Source organism: Metabacillus sp. RB-C-LZQ-3-1, assembly GCF_058315175.1.
Genome location: NZ_JBZFLI010000021.1, coordinates 1 through 20,341, shown reverse-complemented (window position 1 = coordinate 20,341; position 20,341 = coordinate 1). Strand labels below are relative to the sequence as shown.

Here is a 20,341-nt window from a genome sequence, read left to right as displayed (position 1 = left end):
ATTCCCTCTAAATAGAGACTGAGGGGGGAATACAAATGAATCTAGTATTGATGGGTCTTCCAGGTGCTGGTAAAGGTACTCAAGCTGAACGTATTGTAGAAAAATACAACATCCCTCATATCTCTACAGGAGATATGTTCAGAGCTGCTATGAAAGAAGAAACAGAACTAGGTCTACAAGCAAAATCTTTCATCGACAAAGGTGAATTGGTACCTGATGAAGTAACAATTGGTATTGTTCGCGAGCGTTTAGGCAAGAATGATTGTCAAAAAGGTTTTCTTTTAGATGGTTTTCCTAGAACAGTAGCTCAGGCAGATGCGCTTGAGGGAATTCTATCAGAGCTTAACAAACAGATTGATTACGTTATTAACATCCAAGTTAACAAAGATATCTTAATGGAGCGTTTAACAGGTCGTCGAATCTGTAAACAGTGTGGTGCAACTTACCACTTAGTATTTAACCCGCCTGCTAATGAAGGCAAGTGTGATAAATGCGGTGGAGAGCTATACCAACGTGCAGATGATAACGAAGAAACAGTTGCTAATCGTTTAGAAGTTAACCTTCAACAAACTCAACCTCTATTAGACTTCTATAACGAAAAAGGTTATTTAAGAAATATAGATGGTGAGCAAGATATTAACAAGGTTTTTAATGATGTTGATCAACTGGTTGGAGGACTAGGTGCATGATCATTTGTAAGACTCAGCGTGAACTTGATATTATGCGTGAAGCTGGCCGTATTGTTGCTTTGACTCATAAAGAGTTAAAAAAACATATTAAACCTGGCATTACAACAAAAGAATTGGATGCAATTGCCGAAAAGTTTATTCGTGCAAATGATGCAATTCCTTCTTTTAAAGGGTATAATGGTTTCCGCGGAAGCATATGTGCTTCAGTTAATGAAGAACTTGTTCACGGGATACCGGGTGACCGCGTATTAAATGAAGGGGATATCATTAGTATCGACATTGGTGCGAAATACAATGGATACCATGGTGACTCTGCTTGGACATATGCTGTTGGCGAAATTTCCGAAGAAGCTCAAAGACTGTTAGATGTAACAGAAGAATCATTATTTAGAGGCTTAGAGGAAGCAAAGTCAGGAGTTAGATTGTCTAATATCTCTCATGCTATTCAAACATTTGTTGAACAACATGGTTTTTCAGTTGTTCGGGAATATGTTGGTCATGGAGTCGGGCAAGATTTACATGAAGATCCTCAAATTCCGCATTATGGTCCACCGAACAAAGGACCTAGATTAAAACCAGGTATGGTATTAGCGATTGAACCTATGGTTAATGCAGGTACTCGATATGTTAAAACGTTGGCAGATGATTGGACTGTTGTTACAGTGGATGGTAAGTATTGTGCTCATTTTGAGCATACAATTGCTATTACTGAAAATGGATTTGAGATTCTGACAAAAGAGTAAATGAAGGTGACATTGCTTATTATGATCGGGACTTCCATTTCTGGTGTAAGTGCTTGTCTAGCACTGATTGGATGAGCTATTGATTACGCCTATTGATACGGAATTCGTTTTGTTGACGGAGAAAAACGAAGGTTTCTCTCTCTGATTTAAGGGATGTTCATCATCAAGAATTACTAATTAGCGTATCTCCAGAAGTTCAGACAGTATAATGGAAACATGTCGTGTGACAAATGGAAGTTTGTCGATGAGCAAGTTACTGATTTGAAGAAGGGAGAACAGTTCAATGGCGAAAGATGATGTAATTGAAGTTGAAGGAACTGTTGTTGAAACATTACCAAATGCAATGTTTAAGGTAGAACTAGAGAACGGTCATACGGTTTTAGCGCATGTATCCGGAAAGATTCGCATGCATTTTATTCGTATTTTACCAGGAGACAAAGTTACGGTAGAATTATCTCCATATGATTTAACTCGTGGCAGAATTACGTACCGTTTTAAATAATTTAGCACTCCGTACTACTAAGGAGGTATTAAAATCATGAAAGTCAGACCATCTGTTAAACCGATTTGTGAAAAATGTAAAGTCATTCGCAGAAAAGGCAAAGTCATGGTTATTTGTGAGAATCCTAAACATAAGCAAAAACAAGGTTAATATATAAGGAGGTGCAAGCATAATGGCTCGTATTGCAGGTGTTGATATTCCTCGCGACAAACGTGTTGTGATTTCATTAACATATATTTTCGGGATCGGACGCTCTACTGCTCAGAAAGTGTTAGCTGAAGCTGGTGTTTCTGAAGATACTCGTGTACGTGATTTAACAGAAGAAGAGTTAGGAAAAATTCGTGATGTAATCGATAAGCTTAAAGTTGAAGGTGACCTTCGTCGTGAAGTTTCTCTTAACATTAAACGTTTAATCGAGATCGGTTCATTCCGTGGTATCCGTCACCGTCGTGGCTTACCAGTTCGCGGACAAAACACGAAAAACAATGCTCGTACACGTAAAGGACCACGTCGTACTGTAGCAAACAAGAAAAAATAAGGTAAAAGGAGGTTAACCAATAATGGCACGTAAAACGAACACTCGTAAACGTCGTGTGAAAAAGAATATTGAAAGTGGAGTTGCACATATTCGTTCAACTTTTAACAACACGATCGTTACTATTACTGACACTCATGGTAATGCAATTTCTTGGTCAAGTGCTGGTGCGTTAGGTTTTAGAGGTTCTCGTAAATCTACTCCTTTCGCTGCACAAATGGCTGCAGAAACAGCTGCAAAAGCATCTATGGAACACGGCTTAAAAACTCTAGAAGTTACAGTTAAAGGACCAGGTGCAGGACGTGAAGCTGCAATCCGTTCACTACAAGCTGCAGGTCTTGAAGTAACTGCAATTAGAGACGTTACTCCAGTTCCACATAATGGATGCCGTCCACCAAAACGTCGTCGTGTGTAAATTTTCTGTATAGATTTTGTATCCCTGTCAATAATGGGTTATGATACAGTATATAAGTTCTAGCAGAATTCACTCTGTTGTTGTGCACATTCGGGAACTTTTGAATGGGGAATTTCGGTTAGACGTTTAGTACTTTGTTTTGTCTAGCCGGGGTTTCGACGTTTTGAAGGAGGGTTTATAGATGATAGAAATTGAAAAACCAAAAATCGAAACGGTTGAAATCAGCGATGATGCCAAGTATGGTAAATTCGTCGTCGAGCCACTTGAGCGTGGATATGGTACAACTTTGGGTAACTCCTTACGTCGTATTCTTTTATCCTCACTCCCTGGTGCCGCTGTAACATCGATCCAAATAGATGGCGTACTTCATGAGTTTTCAACGATCGAAGGTGTTGTTGAAGATGTTACTTCGATTATCTTAAACATTAAAAAGCTTGCTCTTAAAATCTATTCAGATGAAGAAAAGACGCTAGAAATTGATGTTCAAGGCGAAGGTAGTGTAACTGCATCAGATATTACTCATGATAGTGATGTAGAAATTCTGAATCCAGATCTTCATATTGCTACTCTTGCTTCAGATGCAAGCTTCAGAATGAGGCTTACAGCTAAGCGTGGACGTGGTTACACACCAGCTGATTCAAACAAAAGAGAAGACCAGCCAATTGGTGTTATTCCAATCGATTCGATTTATACTCCAGTTGCACGTGTTTCTTACCAAGTGGAGAAAACTCGTGTAGGTCAAGTAGCTAACTATGATAAGCTAACTCTTGATGTATGGACAGATGGTAGTACTGGGCCAAAAGAGGCGATTGCTCTTGGTTCAAAGATCCTTACTGAACACTTAAATATTTTTGTAGGGCTAACAGATGAAGCTCAAAATGCAGAAATAATGGTGGAAAAAGAAGAGGATCAGAAAGAAAAAGTTCTAGAGATGACGATTGAAGAGTTAGACCTATCTGTTCGTTCTTACAACTGTTTAAAACGTGCTGGTATTAATACCGTACAAGAGCTTGCTCATAAAACAGAAGAAGACATGATGAAGGTTCGAAATCTAGGTCGTAAATCTTTAGAAGAAGTTAAGGCGAAATTAGAAGAACTAGGTTTAGGTCTTCGAAAAGACGACTGATGACTAGTTTGTAACAAAACTAGCGTTTTCGTATGCTATTATTAGAAAATAGCTTTTAGCCTATAAATCCATGAATAACATTCATTATACAATGAAGGAGGGGACATCTCATGTCATACAGAAAATTAGGCCGTACTAGTGCTGGTCGTAAAGCTATGCTTCGTGACTTAACTACTGATCTAATCATTAGTGAACGTATCGAAACAACAGAGGCTCGTGCGAAAGAATTACGCTCTACTGTTGAAAAGATGATTACACTAGGTAAACGCGGAGACCTTCATGCACGTCGCTTAGCTGCAGCATATGTACGTAACGAAGTTGCTGAGGTTGTATCTGTTACAACTGAAGAAGGTAAAGAAAAGGACAAACCAAAATATGCTTTAGAAAAACTTTTCAGTGATATCGCTCCACGTTACGAAGACCGTCAAGGTGGTTACACTCGTATTATGAAACTTGGACCTCGTCGCGGAGACGGTGCTCCAATGGTCATCATTGAATTAGTTTAATATATGTATCACAAGGGCGTGACAGTTTCATAACTGGATCAATGCCCTTTTTTTATATGATCATATATATATTGGATTAGAGTCAGTTCAAGGCGCTTGTGCTTTTGTTATTAGCAAGAAAGATTAGGAGAGACGAGTGATGAGTGAGACAATCATCAATGTGGAAAATATTACATTTCATTATGACCAAACGACCGCTCCTGCATTAGATGATGTTTCTATCCACGTTAATAAGGGAGAATGGCTTGCAATCGTTGGACATAATGGGTCTGGAAAATCCACATTAGCAAGAATCTTAAATGGATTATATATACCTGATAAGGGGAAGATTCAGGTTTGCGGTATTGAATTAACAAAAGATACAGTTTGGGATATACGCAAGCATGTGGGAATGGTATTTCAGAATCCAGATAATCAATTTGTTGGAACAACTGTAAGAGATGATGTAGCATTTGGTTTAGAGAATAATGGCGTTTCTAGAGACGTAATGGTCAAAAAAATTGATTGGGCAACAAAGAAGGTAAAAATGGATCAATTTCTAGAACATGAGCCACATCATCTTTCAGGTGGCCAAAAGCAGCGAGTTGCGATTGCTAGTGTCATTGCTGTTCAGCCTGATATTATTATCTTGGATGAAGCAACTTCAATGTTAGATCCAATCGGCAGAGAAGAAGTTATTCATACGGTTAGGGAACTTAATGAACATAGTGAGTTAACAGTTATATCCATTACCCATGATTTAGAAGAGGCTTCAAAGGCAGATAGAATCATTGTGATGAATGGTGGAAAAAAGTTTGCAGAAGGCACTCCTGATGAGATTTTTAAATTAGATGATCAATTGGTGAGGATTGGCTTAGATTTACCATTTCCATTGCAATTAAGCAAAAGACTAAAAGAAGCAGGTATTCCGATAAAGGATAATCATTTAACTGAAGAAGGGTTGGTGAATGAGCTATGGACATTACATTCAAAAATGTAGAGCATCGGTATCAAGCTCGTACACCATTTGAAAAATTGGCCCTTTATGATGTGAATTTATCCATTAAAAACGGATCTTACGTTTCTATTATTGGGCACACCGGTTCTGGTAAATCAACAATACTACAACATTTAAATGGATTGTTAAAGCCAACGGAAGGTTCTATTCACATTGGGGAACACGTCATTGAAGCTGGTAAAAAACAAAAGAATTTAAAAGAAGTAAGAAGGTTAGTAGGAATTGTTTTTCAGTTTCCAGAGCATCAGCTATTTGAGGAAACAGTTGAGAAGGATATTGCGTTTGGACCAATGAACTTTGGTGTAAATGAGAAGGAAGCATATGAAAGAGCAAGGGAGTCATTACATCTTGTTGGTTTACCAGAATCTGTCCTTCAGAAGTCGCCGTTTGACCTAAGTGGCGGACAAATGAGAAGGGTAGCTATTGCTGGTGTTATAGCGATGGGTCCTGATGTGCTTGTATTGGATGAACCGACAGCAGGACTAGATCCTAAAGGACGTAAAGAAATGATGGATTTATTTTATCGACTCAAAGAGGAAAGAAATCTTACAATCATACTGGTTACTCATAGTATGGAAGATGCTGCAAAATACTCTGATGAAATGATTGTGATGCATAAAGGCACAGTTGCTATGAGGGGAACGCCTAAAGAGGTCTATAGCCAAGGAGAAAAGCTTGCTTCTTTTGGCTTAGATTTACCTGAAACTGTCAAGTTTCAACAAAAGTTAAAGGCTAAAGGTATGGCTTTCGATGAAATTCCTCTCACTCTTGATGAGGCTGTAATACAAATTAAAGGTCTTATGAAAGAGGTGGAACATCTATGATGGATAGTATGATTATCGGTAAGTATGTACCGGGTGATTCTCCTGTTCATCGAATGGATCCTAGGGCAAAGTTAATTATGATATTTGCTTTTGTCTTTATCGTCTTTTTTGCCAATAACATATTTACGTATATCCTTTTGGGGCTTTACACCTTCCTCATTGTATTTATGACAAAATTACCGATCCGATTTTTAATTAGAGGACTTAAACCTGTTTTATGGATTATTCTGTTTACTTTCTTTCTGCATCTGATTGTGACAAAAGAAGGAAATGTACTATTGGATCTAGGGTTCTTTAAAATATATGAAGAAGGGTTAATCCAGGGGATTTATATATCCCTTCGTTTCCTCTATTTAATTTTAATCACTACAATCTTGACGTTAACGACAACACCTATTGAAATAACAGATGGGATGGAGAGTCTCTTAGGACCTCTAAAAAAAGTGGGGCTACCTGTACATGAGCTTGCTCTGATGATGTCAATTTCATTAAGATTTATTCCAACTTTAATGGAAGAAACAGATAAAATCCTAAAGGCACAAATGGCAAGGGGCGTAGACTTCACAGGAGGGCCTATAAAGGACAGATTTAAGTCAATAGTACCTTTACTCGTCCCATTGTTTATTAGCGCATTTAAGCGTGCAGAAGAGCTCGCTACAGCGATGGAGGCTCGTGGATATAGAGGTGGAGAAGGAAGAACAAAGCTTCGACAATTACAATGGGGACTTGCAGACACAACATTTCTTGTGTTTTTGGTCATGCTAGGGCTGGCGTTACTATATTTACGAACGTAGGAGTAAGAAGATGAGGGTTAAATGTATTGTATCCTATGATGGTACACATTTTAGTGGCTATCAAGTACAACCGAATAAAAGGACAGTACAGAGTGAAATAGAAGCTGCGCTAAAGAAGCTTCATAGAGGCCAATCAATTAGAATACATGCGTCAGGCAGAACCGACGCTTATGTACATGCAGTAGGGCAGGTTATTCACTTTGATACTACATTAACAATTCCTCCTGAGAAGTGGCCATATGCACTAAATAGTCTCTTGCCAAATGATATAGTCGTTTTGGAAGCTGAGCATGTCGCAGATCAATTCCATGCACGATTTGATGCAATAAAAAAGGAATATCGTTATAAACTATCAACTCAAAAAATGATAGATGTTTTTAAAAGAGATTACACCTATCATTTTCCGTATAAATTAGATCTTGATTCAATGAGGCAAGCCTGTCTCCACCTCTGCGGTACACATGATTTTACTAGTTTTTGTGTAGCGAAAACAGAAGTAGAAGATAAGGTTAGAACCATTTACTCGATAGAAATAGTGGAAAAAGGAACCGACCTTATTTTTTGTTTTACAGGGAATGGTTTCCTTTATAATATGGTTCGAATTTTAATGGGAACTTTATTAGAAGTAGGACAAGGCAAAAAAACACCTGATCAAATCCCTTATATTCTTGAAGGGAAAGACAGAAATCTAAGTGGAAAGACAGCACCAGGTCATGGATTATATTTATGGAAAGTTTATTATGACAACTAAACCAGGTGTAACATTCCCTTGACATTAGGTTCTATACGGTATATCATATCTAATGGTATGTATTTCAACCCCACGAATAAGCCCCGGAAACTTATCGTGTTATGAAATAGAATAGGAACCATTTTTATTTTAATATTTAGGAGGAAAACACATATGCGTACAACGTTTATGGCAAACGCTGCAAATATCGAACGTAAATGGTACGTAGTAGATGCTGAAGGCAAAACTTTAGGTCGCCTTGCAAGTGAAGTTGCATCTATTCTACGTGGTAAGCACAAACCAACTTACACACCACACGTTGACACTGGAGATCATGTAATTCTAATCAACGCTGAGAAAATCGAATTAACTGGTAAAAAATTAACTGATAAAATTTATTACCGTCACAGCCAATTCCCTGGCGGATTAAAATCAAGAACTGCATTAGAAATGCGCACGAACTATCCTGAGAAAATGCTTGAATTAGCAATCAAAGGTATGCTTCCAAAAGGTTCTTTAGGTCGTCAAATGGCTAAAAAATTACATGTATATGCTGGTAGCGAACATCCACACCAAGCACAACAACCAGAAGTTTACGAACTTCGCGGATAATTATAAGAGGAGGTTATTAATTTGGCACAGGTTCAATATTACGGTACAGGCCGTCGTAAAAGCTCAGTAGCACGTGTACGTTTAGTTCCAGGCGAAGGTCGTATTGTTGTAAATAGTCGTGATATTAAAGAATATATCCCATCAGCAGCACTAATCGAAGATATTAAACAACCATTAAACTTAACTGAAACTGCAGGTAGCTATGATGTACTTGTAAATGTTTCAGGTGGTGGATATGCAGGTCAAGCAGGCGCTATCCGTCATGGTATTTCTCGTGCTTTATTAGAAGCAGATCCAGAATACCGTGCATCACTTAAGCGCGCTGGTCTATTAACTCGTGACGCTCGTATGAAAGAACGTAAAAAATACGGTCTTAAAGGCGCTCGTCGTGCACCTCAGTTCTCAAAACGTTAATTTGGTGCTTCAAAGGCTCTCAACCGACAGGTTGGGGGTCTTTTTTATTGTCTAGGAAATGAAAAAATTCTTGTGGATAAGCTTACGGCATCCAGCTTCAAAGCACGGAATGTGCAAGTGTAGTCAATGCGACAGTACGTAGCGAATTTAACTTCCTCTAGTGTCTAGCCAAAATGAAATGAAGAGAAGACAAGTATTTCTTCTCTTCATTTACATCTTATTTGCCCTAGCCTGTTCAAGGCGCTTGCGCTTTTGTTCTGTTTAGGATATAAAATCTAGGGACTGTAAATAAGCGCAGGACATTCAGCTCCTGCGCCTTGGGCTTCTCTTATGTAAATCTTTTTTTTCGTTTACGGAAAAATGCTGGAATATCCAATGATTCTTCTGGATATTCGAATTCTTGATGATCATTGTGATTTGCTTGTTCAATCTTGATTGGCTCAGATCTTAAGGTCTCAGAATGTATAGGTTGTTCTTGTTGATAGACATTAGAGTTCGTTTCAGTTGTCGGATTATTGGTTGATTTGACTATCGGCGCCTCTTGTTCTGTAAATCCGGTAGCAATCACAGTTACGATAATTTCTTCCTTTAGATTTTCGTTAATGACTGAACCGAAAATCATATTCAATTCCTCGTGTGCTGCAGAGGAAACCATATCGGCTGCCATCTGGACCTCATAAAGACTTAGGTTTCGCCCGCCAGTAATATTCATAATTACACCTTTAGCTCCATTGATAGATGTTTCCAGTAACGGGCTATTTATAGCTTTTTGTGCAGCTTCAGCAGCGCGGTTTTCACCTGAGGCAATACCAATACCCATTAAGGCGGTTCCTTTATGGGACATGACTGTTTTAACATCAGCAAAATCGAGATTGATTAAGCCTGGTACAGCAATCAAGTCGGAAATTCCCTGAACACCTTGCCGAAGAACACTGTCTGCTTCTCGAAATGCATCAATCATATGTGTTTTTTTATCTACAATCTCTAACAAGCGATCGTTTGGAATAATAATTAAGGTATCAACGGATTCCCTCATTTCATTAATTCCATCTGTAGCATTTGCTGCGCGCTTGGTACCTTCAAATTTAAACGGCCGTGTGACAACTCCAATTGTGAGGGCACCGAGCTTACGAGAGATTTTAGCAATGGCGGGCGCTGCCCCTGTGCCTGTACCACCGCCCATACCTGCAGTAACAAAAACCATGTCTGCACCCTGTAATACTTCTTGGATTTGTTCTTTACTTTCATCCACGGCTCTTTTCCCAATTTCCGGATTTGCCCCTGCTCCTAAACCTCTAGTTAATGTTGTGCCAATTTGCATCTTAATTCCTGCTTTTGATTGATTAAGAGCTTGAGCATCTGTATTAACAGCAATAAATTCTACACCTTCCACTCCGTCTTCGATCATGCGATTTACTGCATTATTTCCTCCGCCACCAACACCGATGACTTTGATCGAGGCGAATTGGTCTATATTTGTATCAAAACCGTACATGAATCATTCCTCCCCATTTTTCTCCTTGAGTTCTAACTGCTTTAGTGAGAGCACAAAGCCTTATTTATATTATTCGAAGTTTTTTGGCGTTTTTGTATAGTAAGGATAGATCTTTATATGGTGTAATAGGGAAAAAATAATGTAACATTGTATAGAAAAACGACGAAATACACTATGATATACGTAATAGGATTAAGGTCACAGGAGAATGGGGGAATAACTTACTCTTTCAAATGATGATCTCTAAACGATATAATAAATAGTATAAGCCTATATCAATCCTCATAAATGATACATCTATTGTATCGGGCGATCTACTCAAAGGAATGAGAAATAGAGCCCAATTGCCATTTAATGAAGATCGATTAAGCGTTATACAACTAAAGGAATTCGCAACTCTAATCAATCTAAAGTGGTGTGCTTGTTAAAATTAGGACAATTAAATTCCTCGTTTAAATGATTCTTCAAGAAAGGGCAAATCGTTTTTGGTATGTTGTATCGCTGGGCGATATAGCTTGTACATACATTTAAAAACCTAGTAATGTAAGAGAAATGGAGGTTTGATATGAGACGCGATATACAACAAAATGAACGTGCTTTTTCTTCCAAGGAAGTGGCAGAAGAAGTAGGGATTGCAACGCCCACTGTTCGAAAGTATGGCCAAATATTAGAGAGAAACGGATATGAGTTTTTAAAAGAAGGAGATCGGCGAATCTTTGTTCAATCGGACATCGAAGCGATCATAGCGTTACGCGATACGAGTAAACCCTTAGACGATACAGCCAAAGACCTTGTGTATCAACAGAAAGAAAAATTGGAATGGCCAAATGGAACAGAGGTATCGATACCCGATACACATGACAATCCCCTCCAAGATTCCGATCAATTAAAAGAGATATTAACGTTTTTAGCCAAGGAACTTGCAGCAACACGTGAAATGAATATCGAATTGACAAATGGAATGTCTCAGCTAAAAACAAAGGTTTCTCAGCTCCAGCAAGATCATCATGCTATAAGTTCTAGTATTGGAAATTCAGCACAAAAAACTCATGTTAAAATTGAAAAATTAACTGAGCACCAAAAGATTCATTACGAAACATTGCTGCAACTAGAAAAACAAAAAAGTGAACTCTTACAAAAAGAAATACAATATATGCGAGAAGAACAGAAAAAAGAATGGCGTGCACAAAATGACTTTAATAAACGTTTAGAAGATACGATACAAAAACCTCAAATCAATTGGAACTTGAGGAGGATTCTCTCCTTATTCCGGAAATAAGGTGTTTTATTAAGGCTCTTTTTGTGTGTCATTTTGTTTTAATTTTTAGTTTTAAATGTTTTAAAGATAGGTCCTAGTTGAGCCCCTATGTAATTACTAGTCATTTAACTATAAGAACTTTCCAAAGTTTAATCAACTAGGTAGAGTATCTCTACCTAGTTGTTATTTATCTTCCAAGTGCTTTTTTTGTTGCAGGACCAACAATACCATCTACAACTAATCCGTGTGCTTTTTGAAATTGTCGGACGGAATGATCTGTGTTCGGTCCGAAAATACCATCTACGCCCTTTGTGTTGTAACCTTGAGTAGTTAGGATTCGTTGGAGTTCTCTTACTTCCGTACCTCGACTGCCTAATTTGAGAATAATAATTGAGTGTACACCTGTATCAGGAGATGATGAATTGGATCCTGTATTTCCACCAAGTGCTCTTCTTGTTTGGGGACCAACAATACCATCTACTGTTAAGTTACGAGCTTTTTGAAATTGGCGCACTGCCTTTTCAGTGGCTGGGCCGAAAATACCATCTATGCCCTTTGTGTTAAAACCGAGAGAAGTTAGTTTTCTTTGAAGCTCTTGGACTGCATGCCCTTTGCTTCCTCTTTTTAATATAGACCCATCTGATATAACTGGAACGTCTTGTGTTTTGGAGTTTGCATTTACTTTATATCCATAAGCTGAGGCAATTGAATGAAAAGATTTATTGGAGCTAGTGATGATGACTGGAGTATTTACTGGTACTTGATCGAATAACCACTCTACTTCATGGTCGTACATACGGATACAGCCGGCACTTACATAGCTGCCAATCGAATTTGGGTTATTATTGCCGTGGATGGCGTAAGTTGTTCCCCATGTTCCTCTGGCATTTAATCCAAGCCATCTGTTGCCTAGCGGATTTCGTGGGTCGCCACCTGGAATATTGTCGGTGTAGTATGGGCGATTCTTAATCTTGTTTACAATTTTAAATCTGCCTTCTGGTGTTAACGATTGACTTCTACCTGTACCCACCTTAAACACTTTTTTCAACTGACTGTTTTCGTAGTATGCAAGTTGATTGTTTGCTTTGTTAATGATGATAAATTTGTTACTTGCTGCAGAACTAGAGGGTACATGTAAACTAAAAAACGTTAGAAATGCCAAAGCAAAAACGATAAACCATTTTTTTATCAACTTATTCCTCCCCCTTTGAAGTTGTATTCAATTTATAAAACGAAGGAAAGATTAATTATGTTTCGAAAGATTACAAATATTTTTCAAAATAATTACAATGTTTTCGGAACTGTTTTGTGGTTGAAAAAGGAATCAGAGGAAGGGAGTTAAACAAAAAATTATAAATTCAAAAAACCACAACACAATTGTTGCGGCTGCAGTCTATACAAACACTTGAGTAAACTTAGTTTTGTTTACTGTCTTTTTATTTATAATGGAAAGCAAGTAATAATAAATTTGAAGTGATTTAGATGCCTTTGAAACATATTTACTTTATCGTGATCCAACGAAATGATACCTCTAGGTCAACCTTGTGCAAAAGGGCCATTTGATTTGTATAATAGATACCGCAATAAAATTCACTTTTCTTTATGGTTTGGTAGAAGGTAAGAAGAATAGGGGCATTCAGAGGAAAAATAGGCAATTATTCGAGTATTAAAAAAGACATCATCAAGATGTCTTTTTTTAATTATTTCTACTATTACTAGCGTCATTATATGGTTCTTCGGTTTCTTTGCTTTTTTCATCGTGTGTTGGATGTGCTCCTGGGTCTTGTCTAGGTAAGTCTTCGTGGAAATTTCGGTCCTCATATGCAAAGTTACTATAGTATTGTTGTCCATGTTTCCATGGGGTTTCCTTATTCTTAACAGGTTCTGTTTTTCCTTCTGGTGAACCGAAGGGACCCTCTGGATATTCCTCTGCCGTTAAAAATGTTCTTTGTGTCTCGACATTTGAAAAATCAGTATATTGTTCATCGTTGTTTTCCAAAAATCATTACTCCTTTTTTGAAAATATCTGTCTCTTAGGATTTATTTTTCCGCCAACAGTCTTCTATCATTTGATTAATCAACCAGAAAGATAAACCGTATCATTAAAAGTAGTATGTGGATTTTATTCTATTTTATTAGTAGCTTAGATTGAAAGGAGGAAATATTCTCCTCTTTAATCCTAAAGAGAACGTAAAGCCTCATCTATTCCCTTATACCCACTCATATCCTCTGTGTCAGGTTCATCTGTTTCAATGGTCCATCCATCATTGCTGGGTGTCAACTGACCATTCTCATTTTTTAAGAAAGGAGTATGTACCATATAGGTTTTTCCTTCTTTTCTTATTGTGTATCCCATATGATATTGGTTCTTTTGTCCTTGCTCTTCGAATACACCAATATCCTCTATACCATATTTATCCACCAATGGTTGGAATGCTTGTTGAAGGTTTCTTACGACTTCATTTCGATTAGTATATTCCATGTTTTTATCGTCCTTTCTTTTGTTTATTCTTAATATGTCTGTCATGCTGTATTTTCATCATGAAAATTAGAAATTAAAATAGTTTCCTTTCCCATTTTCGAATGATTGACGTGAAAAGGGCTTTGTTTTGTTTGAATTGTTTTATTCGGTGTCCATTTGCACCAGATGGATGGGGAAACCCAAATAAATAAACATGCTCGGTGAGTCTTCCGCTTATAAGGATATTCTTTATAATCTCTTCAACCATTTTTCCCAAAGGAATGATAAGTGCAGGACTTTTCATTCGGTTTATCTCTTCGATAAATACTTCGTAGGCATATGTTGTTAAAAGTTGAGAATGTTCTACTTTGGGCTGGTGTCCAGTATAGTTTTTATTCTTATAGAACACAGGATACTTTATAACAGAAGTTGTATGGATAAAATGTCTTTGTTCTTCAAACAAAGAGGCTGAGTTTTCAACATGAAGAATTTGTGAAATACCACATTGGTCAAGCATATTGAGTAAATTCTTCCGCATAGTTCCGGAAAAGCTCGCAGCCTTTTTAGCTTGTCCTAACATCTGCTCCACTGTGAATTTTTGTTTAGAATCTAAGCAGTGTCTAATTTCTTCAAACGCTACCTTCATTTGATTCCATCCAGGTGTGATTCCGATGATAATGAGTTTTGCTTGATCATTTATATATTCGTTATGTGGTGAATAATACATCGCCAATTCATTTTCTTGTTCGATTAAAAATGTGTCTATTAATAAATCCTGTTTTGTTAATGGTTTCGTTATATCGAGTGTTTGGATAGCGGGTAAAAAGAATTCGAATTTTGGTTGTTTCATTTTCATCTCCCAATTAATAATAGATAGTTTATGTTCTGTATCATGCAGGTTTCGCATGTGAAATTTTTGTGTGCAAAATTTTTATATAGTTCATTTCTTGGGAAATATTTTTATTTCTCAACTATTGCCAATCCATCCCTTCTGAGGTGAAATTGGAAGACATTTACCGAATGATAAAAAAGGACTGTTTGATAATAAATAGAAAGGGAGGCATTAGTAATGACTGAGATCATTTCTTTAAAGCAAAAGAGACATCAAAAAGAACTAAAATATGAAAGAAAAATGCTTAGAGAATTAAACTTAACAGAGATTAAAACAAAAATTGATGATTGCTTTAGAAGCTTTGAAGGAAAGTTTAAAAAGACAATTATTGAAGACGGCTGTATTGATTTTGCTATAGAGGCATTCTTATTAGGTGCAAAGTATAGTCGGTTTGGTTATTACGGAGAATCAATGCAATCCGCAAATAAACGATGTCAATTTGAAGAGAAAAGGTTAATTGATGACCTATTTGATTATTTAATGACTTGGGGAAAAATAAAAGAGGGAGACTTGTCAATTGAAGAACTTTTCCTGTCCTGTGAGTATTATATCCATTCGTGGTGGGAGCAAGGGTATACAAAAGGTGAGAAGAGATATAAATTAAGGCTTCATTAAAAACGAACGAACTTTATCATATTCCTTCCGGTTGTCCCATATATTTAACCTAAGGACGAGCAGGAGGGAATGAGATGAAAAAGAAGATAAAATGGGTGGCTTTTATCAGTGGCTTTATCATGTTATTAATTTTATTTCAATGGCAATTTACAAATAATAATTCTTGGGATTCATGGAACTTACCATTAACAGGAAAAGTTATATATATTGACCCAGGTCATGGAGGCCCGGATGGTGGTGCTGTTGGTAGTAATACTTTAGAAAAGGATATCTCACTGAGTATTTCGTTGATCATAAGAGATTATCTTCAAGAACAAGGTGCACTTGTGCTACTTACTAGAGATGAGGACGTAGACCTTGCTGATGAAAATACAAAGGGGTATAGCCGCCGAAAAGGGGAAGACTTAAAAAAACGGGTAAACATTATTAATGAGTCTGAAGCTGATTTATATTTAAGTATCCATCTTAATGCAATTCCTTCATCTAGATGGAGTGGAGCACAAACATTTTATAATGGAAGATATATAGAAAATGAACATATTGCAAAATATATTCAAGATGAGTTAAGGAAAAATCTTGAAAATACAAATAGAGTAGCAAAGCCGATAGATGGTGTATACCTCCTTAAAAATGTCGAAAAACCTGGTGCATTAGTAGAAGTCGGCTTTTTATCTAATCCGGAAGAAGAAAAGCTGCTTTCTAAAAAGGTATATCAAGAGAAAGTTGCTGCATCTATTTATAATGGGGTTCTAAGGTATTTTTCAAACGAGGAAAATCCACCAGACTGATGTGGCCGCACTAATTCTACCTTCTAAATAAAATATGGTATACTAATGGAAACGACTTCATGATAAGGGTGGAATAGTATGTTAAAAGAAGAAGTACTACGCACAGTAATCGGACAACTTAAGGATCCTTTCTTACATATATCATTAGAAGAGTTACATGCAATAGAGGAAATAAAGATAAAACAAGAGAAACAACATGTTAGTTTAAGAATCGGTATTTCAAAAATAAATACAGCCGAACAACTTCAATTACAACAGCAAATAGTTGCTTTAGTAAAAGAACAGGGAGCGGACTCAGTGGGCCTTCGCTTTCATGAACTTCCGCAAGAGACGATTTCGGCGTATCAAGACACAAATGCCGGAGAATCAACTTCCCTATTATCACCAGGAAATAAAACAACATTTGTTGCAATTGCTAGTGGAAAAGGTGGAGTTGGTAAATCAACAGTATCTGTAAACTTAGCTGTTGCTTTAGCACGCCTTGGCAAGAAGGTCGGATTAATCGATGCTGATATTTATGGATTTAGTGTGCCTGATATGATGGGCATTGCGAAACGCCCGGAAGTTAAGGGTGAAAAGATCATTCCTGTTGAAAGATTTGGAGTGAAAGTAATTTCAATGGGATTCTTTGTAGAAGATAATGCACCTGTCATTTGGAGAGGACCGATGTTAGGGAAGATGTTAAATAATTTCTTTACTGAAGTTGAATGGGGTGACCTTGACTATCTTCTTTTAGATTTACCTCCTGGAACTGGAGATGTTGCTTTAGATGTTCACTCTATGTTGCCTGCTTGTAAAGAAATTATTGTCTCCACACCGCACCCAACTGCTGCTTTTGTAGCAGCAAGAGCTGGAGCTATGGCGCTTAAAACAGACCATGAAATCATTGGAGTACTAGAAAACATGGCGTATTTTGAAAGTGCTAAAACAGGAGAAAAGGAATATGTTTTTGGACGTGGTGGTGGAGAAAAACTAGCTGAAGAGTTAAGAGTGCCGTTATTAGGGAAAATTCCTTTACAACAGCCTGACTGGAATGAGGATGATTTTGCACCTTCTGTATATGCGGCTGATCATCCAATTGGGCAAATTTATACGAACATTGGACAAGAAGTAATAAAGTTAGTACCTGTTAAATCATAAAAAAGCGCCTTCGGCGCTTTTTTTAATTTAAGAAATCTTTACTTTGTTTTGTGTCTGGGCTCTAGTGTTTAGAAATAGAAGGTGAAATACACCTTCTATTTCTACCCCCTGATCCTTTTCACCTGGCGTTTTTCTTATTTGGAGATGCGTAAGGTTAAAGGTTAGCTTCCGCCGCCCCCGCCGCTTTCACCGCCTCCACCTTGCTCTCCACCACTTTGTTCTCCGCCTTGCTGCTGCTGACCTCCGCCAGCTTGTTGACCCATTTCTTCTGCAGCCTTTAAAAGGGTTTCCTGAATTTTTGCCTTGTAAAGTGGACTGGATAGTGTTTCCATTACTACATCTTGTAGATGCTTTCTAAACTCTTGACTTTTTGCAGTATCTAGCATGCTCTTTTCCATTTCGGGATCTTTTAAAACATCAATTAACATCTTTTGATATTCTGGATCTGTCATCAATCCCTTGATTACTTTTTCATGCTCATCTTTAATACTTGTTGCGAAACTTTCAACAAACTTTGGGTCTTCAAAGACCTTTTGCCAAAATTTCGCTCCCTTGTCTGATGTCATTGTTGTTTCAATTGTTTCTTTTACAACATTTTGATCCATAATTAGGACCTGCTTCATTTCTTCGTCTTTCATCACTTCTTGTAATGCTTTCTTACCATCATCGGTTTTAAGTATATCGACAACCATTTTCTTTGTTTCTTCATAGTCCATCTGAGTACCTGATTCTTCTCTAGGGGCACAGGCAGACATCACGAAAATGAAAATAATCAGAGTCATGAGGAGCGAGTATCTCTTCATGGTAATCCAAGCTCCTTTCATATTGGCTTACTAGTTATATTTTGATTTAGATAAGAGAATTTATACGAGGAAAATAGCAATCATAAATGGCTTTTTTTAAAAAGGATTGGTAAAATCTAAATGGAGTAATGTGATGGAGGATATGAACGTGAATAGTAGAAATTGGGTACGGTTGTTTTTAAGTACGCTGCTTGTTGGAGGAATCACAACAGGTATTATTGGTTTTCTTCTGAAGTGGTCGGAATATAAAGATTTATTTTTACGTTTTGATGTAGTTGAGATTCTCTCTGTTTTATTTTGGTTATTTGGAGTAGGACTTATATTTAGCGTCATTAGTCAAATGGGTTTTTTCGCATACTTAACGGTACATCGGTTTGGTTTGGGAATATTTAGATCTGTTTCACTATGGAACTTCGCTCAGATCATTCTTATTATTTTTGTCCTATTTGATTTAGTTTATTTTCGCTACCAATTATTTTCAAATGAGAGTGAATCATATACACCTTATTTACTTTTGGCTATCTATGTACTTGTAGTAGGAATGATTGTTGCGTTCTTTAAAAAAAGAGATACGAACAAGGAAGCATTTGTACCTGCTTTATTTTTCATGATTGTTGTAACTGTCATTGAGTGGTTTCCTGCTCTACGAGTTAATCAAGAAGATTGGTTATTGTTAATGCTTATTCCCTTGCAAATTTGTAACGCATATCAACTACTTGTATTGCCTAAATTTATTCAATCAAAAAAGAGCTAGCACTGAGCTGCTCTTTTTTTATCTAGGATTGTAAAAATCCCATCGTTTTACTTTACTTCAGAAGATTTTGTTTCAGCATTTGCGATAAGCTCATCTACTTTAACATTTTTTAGTCCCATGCTTCTTATTTCTTTAATAATTGTAGGTAATGCTTGAGCTGTTTGTTTTGCAGAGTCAGATGCATGGAGGAGAACAATGTCTCCACCTTTAATGGTAGAGGTAGTGTTGTTAATTATGGTCTCAACCCCTGGATTAGTCCAATCTTCAGAATCTATGCTGTAGTGTACGACTGTATAACCTTGTTGATCTGCTATTTTGAGAACATCTTTGTTAAATCCGCCACTAGGAGGGCGAAGTAATGTAATGTCCTTCATTCCTAATTGTGTAAATACATCCTTAGCCATCGCGAGATCTTTTCTAACTTCATTAGGCTCTAAATCTCGATAATCCGTATAGTTATACCCCATGCTTCCTATTTGATGTCCATCTTCTATTATTCGTTTTACAACATCTGGATGTCTTTCTGCCCAAGAAGCAGATACAAAAAATGTGGCATTATTAATGTTTTGCTTTTTTAATGTATCCAAAATAGTTTCAGCTTTTACATCTCCCCAACTAATATCAAAGGTTAAAGCAATTTCACTATTCTTCGTTTCACCTCTATAGATAGCTTTAGGACCTTCAGATGTCGAGAATACAGGGTAGTTTAATGTGTTTTCAACAAATAAAATTCCCGCTGTAAAAAATGCAGCTAGCATAATAAGTGCGAGTTGCTTAATTTTCTTCATATGAATGACATGAAATTGATTCATAAGGATCCTCCTTAAAACAACATACTCTTTTAGACAAGTCTATGCTTGGTCTTTTATGAAAATGATTAGAAAACAAAATAATTAGGAAGAATGTTAGGGGAGGTATCGATATGATGTATTATTTATTTCAAGAGAAAGAACGAATAGAGCTAGAAAGTATACTGAGTCGTGAAATCCAGGAAGTTAATGAGCTTCTAGATGTATCAGATAGCTCAAATCGGATAAAAGGTAGAGCTCTTCAAGAAAGAAGAGAGGTTTTGTTTAATATCATAAAAAAAATTCAAATTTAATGTTGACCTTATTATTTAAAGGTGTTATATTAATAAACGTCGCTGCTGAGCGATGAAAAAACTTCTTTCAAAAAAATAAAAAAGAAGTTGACATTCAAATGAGTGGATGTTATATTAATAAAGTCGCTTCTGAGAGAACGGCTAAC

At 37.0% G+C, this 20,341-nt stretch carries 27 protein-coding genes; 20 read left to right on the top strand and 7 right to left on the bottom strand.

Annotation, left to right across the window (positions count from 1 at the left end; all coding sequences use genetic code 11):
* Positions 1–35 precede the first annotated feature (35 nt).
* The 14 genes from AC4GZ8_RS22495 to rpsI all read left to right on the top strand — a co-directional run bounded on the left by AC4GZ8_RS22495 (position 36) and on the right by rpsI (position 8,887).
* Positions 36–689 carry an adenylate kinase gene (locus AC4GZ8_RS22495; protein ID WP_491084142.1) on the top strand — a complete coding sequence of 218 codons (654 nt, stop codon included), beginning with the start codon at positions 36–38 and terminating at the stop codon, positions 687–689.
* Entirely contained in the window at positions 686–1,432 is a 747-nt protein-coding gene (map, locus tag AC4GZ8_RS22490) for a type I methionyl aminopeptidase (RefSeq protein WP_491084141.1), read from the top strand. The genes AC4GZ8_RS22495 and map overlap by 4 nt, the downstream gene beginning before the upstream one ends.
* 283 nt (positions 1,433–1,715) lie before the next feature.
* A complete protein-coding gene (gene infA / locus AC4GZ8_RS22485) occupies positions 1,716–1,934 on the top strand; it encodes a translation initiation factor IF-1 (protein ID WP_003348578.1) in 219 nt (72 codons plus the stop codon).
* A 36-nt stretch (positions 1,935–1,970) separates the two neighbouring features.
* On the top strand, positions 1,971–2,084 hold the full coding sequence (rpmJ, locus tag AC4GZ8_RS22480) for a 50S ribosomal protein L36 (RefSeq protein ID WP_003156543.1): 114 nt from the start codon (positions 1,971–1,973) through the stop codon (positions 2,082–2,084).
* 22 nt (positions 2,085–2,106) lie between these two features.
* The gene (gene rpsM, locus AC4GZ8_RS22475; RefSeq protein WP_026561242.1) at positions 2,107–2,472 is read left to right on the top strand and encodes a 30S ribosomal protein S13; all 366 of its coding nucleotides are present in this window, start codon (positions 2,107–2,109) and stop codon (positions 2,470–2,472) included.
* 22 nt (positions 2,473–2,494) lie between these two features.
* Entirely contained in the window at positions 2,495–2,884 is a 390-nt protein-coding gene (gene rpsK, locus AC4GZ8_RS22470; RefSeq protein WP_095301377.1) for a 30S ribosomal protein S11, read from the top strand.
* A gap of 181 nt (positions 2,885–3,065) precedes the next feature.
* Positions 3,066–4,010, top strand: coding sequence for a DNA-directed RNA polymerase subunit alpha (locus tag AC4GZ8_RS22465; RefSeq protein ID WP_299092079.1), 945 nt, complete (start codon positions 3,066–3,068; stop codon positions 4,008–4,010).
* A 110-nt stretch (positions 4,011–4,120) separates the two neighbouring features.
* Entirely contained in the window at positions 4,121–4,516 is a 396-nt protein-coding gene (gene rplQ / locus AC4GZ8_RS22460) for a 50S ribosomal protein L17 (RefSeq protein ID WP_491084140.1), read from the top strand.
* 139 nt (positions 4,517–4,655) lie between these two features.
* Positions 4,656–5,495: an energy-coupling factor ABC transporter ATP-binding protein gene (locus AC4GZ8_RS22455; protein ID WP_491084139.1), complete on the top strand. Its 840-nt coding sequence runs from the start codon at positions 4,656–4,658 to the stop codon at positions 5,493–5,495.
* A complete protein-coding gene (locus tag AC4GZ8_RS22450; protein WP_491084138.1) occupies positions 5,471–6,337 on the top strand; it encodes an energy-coupling factor ABC transporter ATP-binding protein in 867 nt (288 codons plus the stop codon). The genes AC4GZ8_RS22455 and AC4GZ8_RS22450 overlap by 25 nt, the downstream gene beginning before the upstream one ends.
* Positions 6,334–7,131 carry an energy-coupling factor transporter transmembrane component T family protein gene (locus AC4GZ8_RS22445; RefSeq protein ID WP_491084137.1) on the top strand — a complete coding sequence of 266 codons (798 nt, stop codon included), beginning with the start codon at positions 6,334–6,336 and terminating at the stop codon, positions 7,129–7,131. The genes AC4GZ8_RS22450 and AC4GZ8_RS22445 overlap by 4 nt, the downstream gene beginning before the upstream one ends.
* 10 nt (positions 7,132–7,141) lie before the next feature.
* Complete coding sequence (truA, locus tag AC4GZ8_RS22440; RefSeq protein ID WP_491084136.1) at positions 7,142–7,882, top strand: tRNA pseudouridine(38-40) synthase TruA; 741 nt, start codon at positions 7,142–7,144, stop codon at positions 7,880–7,882.
* A 153-nt stretch (positions 7,883–8,035) separates the two neighbouring features.
* Positions 8,036–8,473 (top strand): 50S ribosomal protein L13, encoded by a 438-nt coding sequence (gene rplM, locus AC4GZ8_RS22435; protein WP_078433119.1) that lies wholly within the window; start codon positions 8,036–8,038, stop codon positions 8,471–8,473.
* Positions 8,474–8,494: 21 nt separating this feature from the next.
* A complete protein-coding gene (gene rpsI / locus AC4GZ8_RS22430) occupies positions 8,495–8,887 on the top strand; it encodes a 30S ribosomal protein S9 (protein ID WP_078433120.1) in 393 nt (130 codons plus the stop codon).
* A 328-nt stretch (positions 8,888–9,215) separates the two neighbouring features.
* On the opposite strand, the gene ftsZ is transcribed toward rpsI, so the two are convergent.
* A complete protein-coding gene (gene ftsZ, locus AC4GZ8_RS22425; protein WP_491084135.1) occupies positions 9,216–10,382 on the bottom strand; it encodes a cell division protein FtsZ in 1,167 nt (388 codons plus the stop codon).
* Between the two features lie 565 nt (positions 10,383–10,947).
* Here ftsZ and AC4GZ8_RS22420 point away from each other — a divergent pair.
* On the top strand, positions 10,948–11,661 hold the full coding sequence (locus AC4GZ8_RS22420) for a hypothetical protein (RefSeq protein ID WP_491084134.1): 714 nt from the start codon (positions 10,948–10,950) through the stop codon (positions 11,659–11,661).
* 166 nt (positions 11,662–11,827) lie between these two features.
* Here the strand turns inward: AC4GZ8_RS22420 and AC4GZ8_RS22415 are convergent, their stop codons facing one another.
* The 4 genes from AC4GZ8_RS22415 to AC4GZ8_RS22400 all read right to left on the bottom strand — a co-directional run bounded on the left by AC4GZ8_RS22415 (position 11,828) and on the right by AC4GZ8_RS22400 (position 14,951).
* Positions 11,828–12,832, bottom strand: a complete 1,005-nt coding sequence (locus AC4GZ8_RS22415) for a L,D-transpeptidase family protein (protein WP_491084133.1) — start codon at positions 12,830–12,832, stop codon at positions 11,828–11,830.
* Positions 12,833–13,336: 504 nt separating this feature from the next.
* The gene (locus tag AC4GZ8_RS22410; protein ID WP_491084132.1) at positions 13,337–13,639 is read right to left on the bottom strand and encodes a hypothetical protein; all 303 of its coding nucleotides are present in this window, start codon (positions 13,637–13,639) and stop codon (positions 13,337–13,339) included.
* Between the two features lie 180 nt (positions 13,640–13,819).
* Positions 13,820–14,122 (bottom strand): DUF5634 family protein, encoded by a 303-nt coding sequence (locus AC4GZ8_RS22405; protein ID WP_491084131.1) that lies wholly within the window; start codon positions 14,120–14,122, stop codon positions 13,820–13,822.
* A gap of 73 nt (positions 14,123–14,195) precedes the next feature.
* The gene (locus AC4GZ8_RS22400) at positions 14,196–14,951 is read right to left on the bottom strand and encodes a uracil-DNA glycosylase family protein (RefSeq protein ID WP_491084130.1); all 756 of its coding nucleotides are present in this window, start codon (positions 14,949–14,951) and stop codon (positions 14,196–14,198) included.
* 219 nt (positions 14,952–15,170) lie between these two features.
* Between AC4GZ8_RS22400 and AC4GZ8_RS22395 the strand changes: the two genes are divergently transcribed.
* From AC4GZ8_RS22395 to AC4GZ8_RS22385, 3 genes are all read left to right on the top strand, one after another.
* Positions 15,171–15,608 carry a DUF2521 family protein gene (locus AC4GZ8_RS22395; RefSeq protein WP_491084129.1) on the top strand — a complete coding sequence of 146 codons (438 nt, stop codon included), beginning with the start codon at positions 15,171–15,173 and terminating at the stop codon, positions 15,606–15,608.
* 74 nt (positions 15,609–15,682) lie between these two features.
* Complete coding sequence (gene cwlD, locus AC4GZ8_RS22390; protein WP_491084128.1) at positions 15,683–16,396, top strand: N-acetylmuramoyl-L-alanine amidase CwlD; 714 nt, start codon at positions 15,683–15,685, stop codon at positions 16,394–16,396.
* Between the two features lie 78 nt (positions 16,397–16,474).
* On the top strand, positions 16,475–17,536 hold the full coding sequence (locus AC4GZ8_RS22385) for an Mrp/NBP35 family ATP-binding protein (protein ID WP_491084127.1): 1,062 nt from the start codon (positions 16,475–16,477) through the stop codon (positions 17,534–17,536).
* Positions 17,537–17,697: 161 nt separating this feature from the next.
* Here AC4GZ8_RS22385 and gerD read toward each other — a convergent pair whose 3' ends face one another.
* Positions 17,698–18,339 carry a spore germination lipoprotein GerD gene (gene gerD, locus AC4GZ8_RS22380; protein WP_491084126.1) on the bottom strand — a complete coding sequence of 214 codons (642 nt, stop codon included), beginning with the start codon at positions 18,337–18,339 and terminating at the stop codon, positions 17,698–17,700.
* 148 nt (positions 18,340–18,487) lie between these two features.
* Here gerD and AC4GZ8_RS22375 point away from each other — a divergent pair, with 148 nt between their 5' ends.
* A complete protein-coding gene (locus tag AC4GZ8_RS22375; protein WP_491084125.1) occupies positions 18,488–19,093 on the top strand; it encodes a KinB-signaling pathway activation protein in 606 nt (201 codons plus the stop codon).
* A 47-nt stretch (positions 19,094–19,140) separates the two neighbouring features.
* Here the strand turns inward: AC4GZ8_RS22375 and pdaB are convergent, their stop codons facing one another.
* Positions 19,141–19,905 (bottom strand): polysaccharide deacetylase family sporulation protein PdaB, encoded by a 765-nt coding sequence (gene pdaB / locus AC4GZ8_RS22370; RefSeq protein WP_491084124.1) that lies wholly within the window; start codon positions 19,903–19,905, stop codon positions 19,141–19,143.
* Between the two features lie 110 nt (positions 19,906–20,015).
* Between pdaB and AC4GZ8_RS22365 the strand changes: the two genes are divergently transcribed.
* Positions 20,016–20,195, top strand: coding sequence for a hypothetical protein (locus tag AC4GZ8_RS22365; RefSeq protein ID WP_491084123.1), 180 nt, complete (start codon positions 20,016–20,018; stop codon positions 20,193–20,195).
* Positions 20,196–20,341 lie beyond the last annotated feature (146 nt).

Excerpts from the sequence above, each read along its gene's own strand:
- AC4GZ8_RS22495 (WP_491084142.1), top strand. The coding sequence starts at position 36 with ATGAATCTAGTATTGATGGGTCTTCCAGGTGCTGGTAAAGGTACTCAA.
- map (WP_491084141.1), top strand. The coding sequence starts at position 686 with ATGATCATTTGTAAGACTCAGCGTGAACTTGATATTATGCGTGAAGCT.
- infA (WP_003348578.1), top strand. The coding sequence starts at position 1,716 with ATGGCGAAAGATGATGTAATTGAAGTTGAAGGAACTGTTGTTGAAACA.
- rpmJ (WP_003156543.1), top strand. The coding sequence starts at position 1,971 with ATGAAAGTCAGACCATCTGTTAAACCGATTTGTGAAAAATGTAAAGTC.
- rpsM (WP_026561242.1), top strand. The coding sequence starts at position 2,107 with ATGGCTCGTATTGCAGGTGTTGATATTCCTCGCGACAAACGTGTTGTG.
- rpsK (WP_095301377.1), top strand. The coding sequence starts at position 2,495 with ATGGCACGTAAAACGAACACTCGTAAACGTCGTGTGAAAAAGAATATT.
- AC4GZ8_RS22465 (WP_299092079.1), top strand. The coding sequence starts at position 3,066 with ATGATAGAAATTGAAAAACCAAAAATCGAAACGGTTGAAATCAGCGAT.
- rplQ (WP_491084140.1), top strand. The coding sequence starts at position 4,121 with ATGTCATACAGAAAATTAGGCCGTACTAGTGCTGGTCGTAAAGCTATG.
- AC4GZ8_RS22455 (WP_491084139.1), top strand. The coding sequence starts at position 4,656 with ATGAGTGAGACAATCATCAATGTGGAAAATATTACATTTCATTATGAC.
- AC4GZ8_RS22450 (WP_491084138.1), top strand. The coding sequence starts at position 5,471 with ATGGACATTACATTCAAAAATGTAGAGCATCGGTATCAAGCTCGTACA.
- AC4GZ8_RS22445 (WP_491084137.1), top strand. The coding sequence starts at position 6,334 with ATGATGGATAGTATGATTATCGGTAAGTATGTACCGGGTGATTCTCCT.
- truA (WP_491084136.1), top strand. The coding sequence starts at position 7,142 with ATGAGGGTTAAATGTATTGTATCCTATGATGGTACACATTTTAGTGGC.
- rplM (WP_078433119.1), top strand. The coding sequence starts at position 8,036 with ATGCGTACAACGTTTATGGCAAACGCTGCAAATATCGAACGTAAATGG.
- ftsZ (WP_491084135.1), bottom strand. The coding sequence starts at position 10,382 with ATGTACGGTTTTGATACAAATATAGACCAATTCGCCTCGATCAAAGTC.
- AC4GZ8_RS22420 (WP_491084134.1), top strand. The coding sequence starts at position 10,948 with ATGAGACGCGATATACAACAAAATGAACGTGCTTTTTCTTCCAAGGAA.
- AC4GZ8_RS22405 (WP_491084131.1), bottom strand. The coding sequence starts at position 14,122 with ATGGAATATACTAATCGAAATGAAGTCGTAAGAAACCTTCAACAAGCA.
- AC4GZ8_RS22400 (WP_491084130.1), bottom strand. The coding sequence starts at position 14,951 with ATGAAACAACCAAAATTCGAATTCTTTTTACCCGCTATCCAAACACTC.
- AC4GZ8_RS22395 (WP_491084129.1), top strand. The coding sequence starts at position 15,171 with ATGACTGAGATCATTTCTTTAAAGCAAAAGAGACATCAAAAAGAACTA.
- cwlD (WP_491084128.1), top strand. The coding sequence starts at position 15,683 with ATGAAAAAGAAGATAAAATGGGTGGCTTTTATCAGTGGCTTTATCATG.
- AC4GZ8_RS22385 (WP_491084127.1), top strand. The coding sequence starts at position 16,475 with ATGTTAAAAGAAGAAGTACTACGCACAGTAATCGGACAACTTAAGGAT.
- gerD (WP_491084126.1), bottom strand. The coding sequence starts at position 18,339 with ATGAAGAGATACTCGCTCCTCATGACTCTGATTATTTTCATTTTCGTG.
- pdaB (WP_491084124.1), bottom strand. The coding sequence starts at position 19,905 with ATGAATCAATTTCATGTCATTCATATGAAGAAAATTAAGCAACTCGCA.
- AC4GZ8_RS22365 (WP_491084123.1), top strand. The coding sequence starts at position 20,016 with ATGATGTATTATTTATTTCAAGAGAAAGAACGAATAGAGCTAGAAAGT.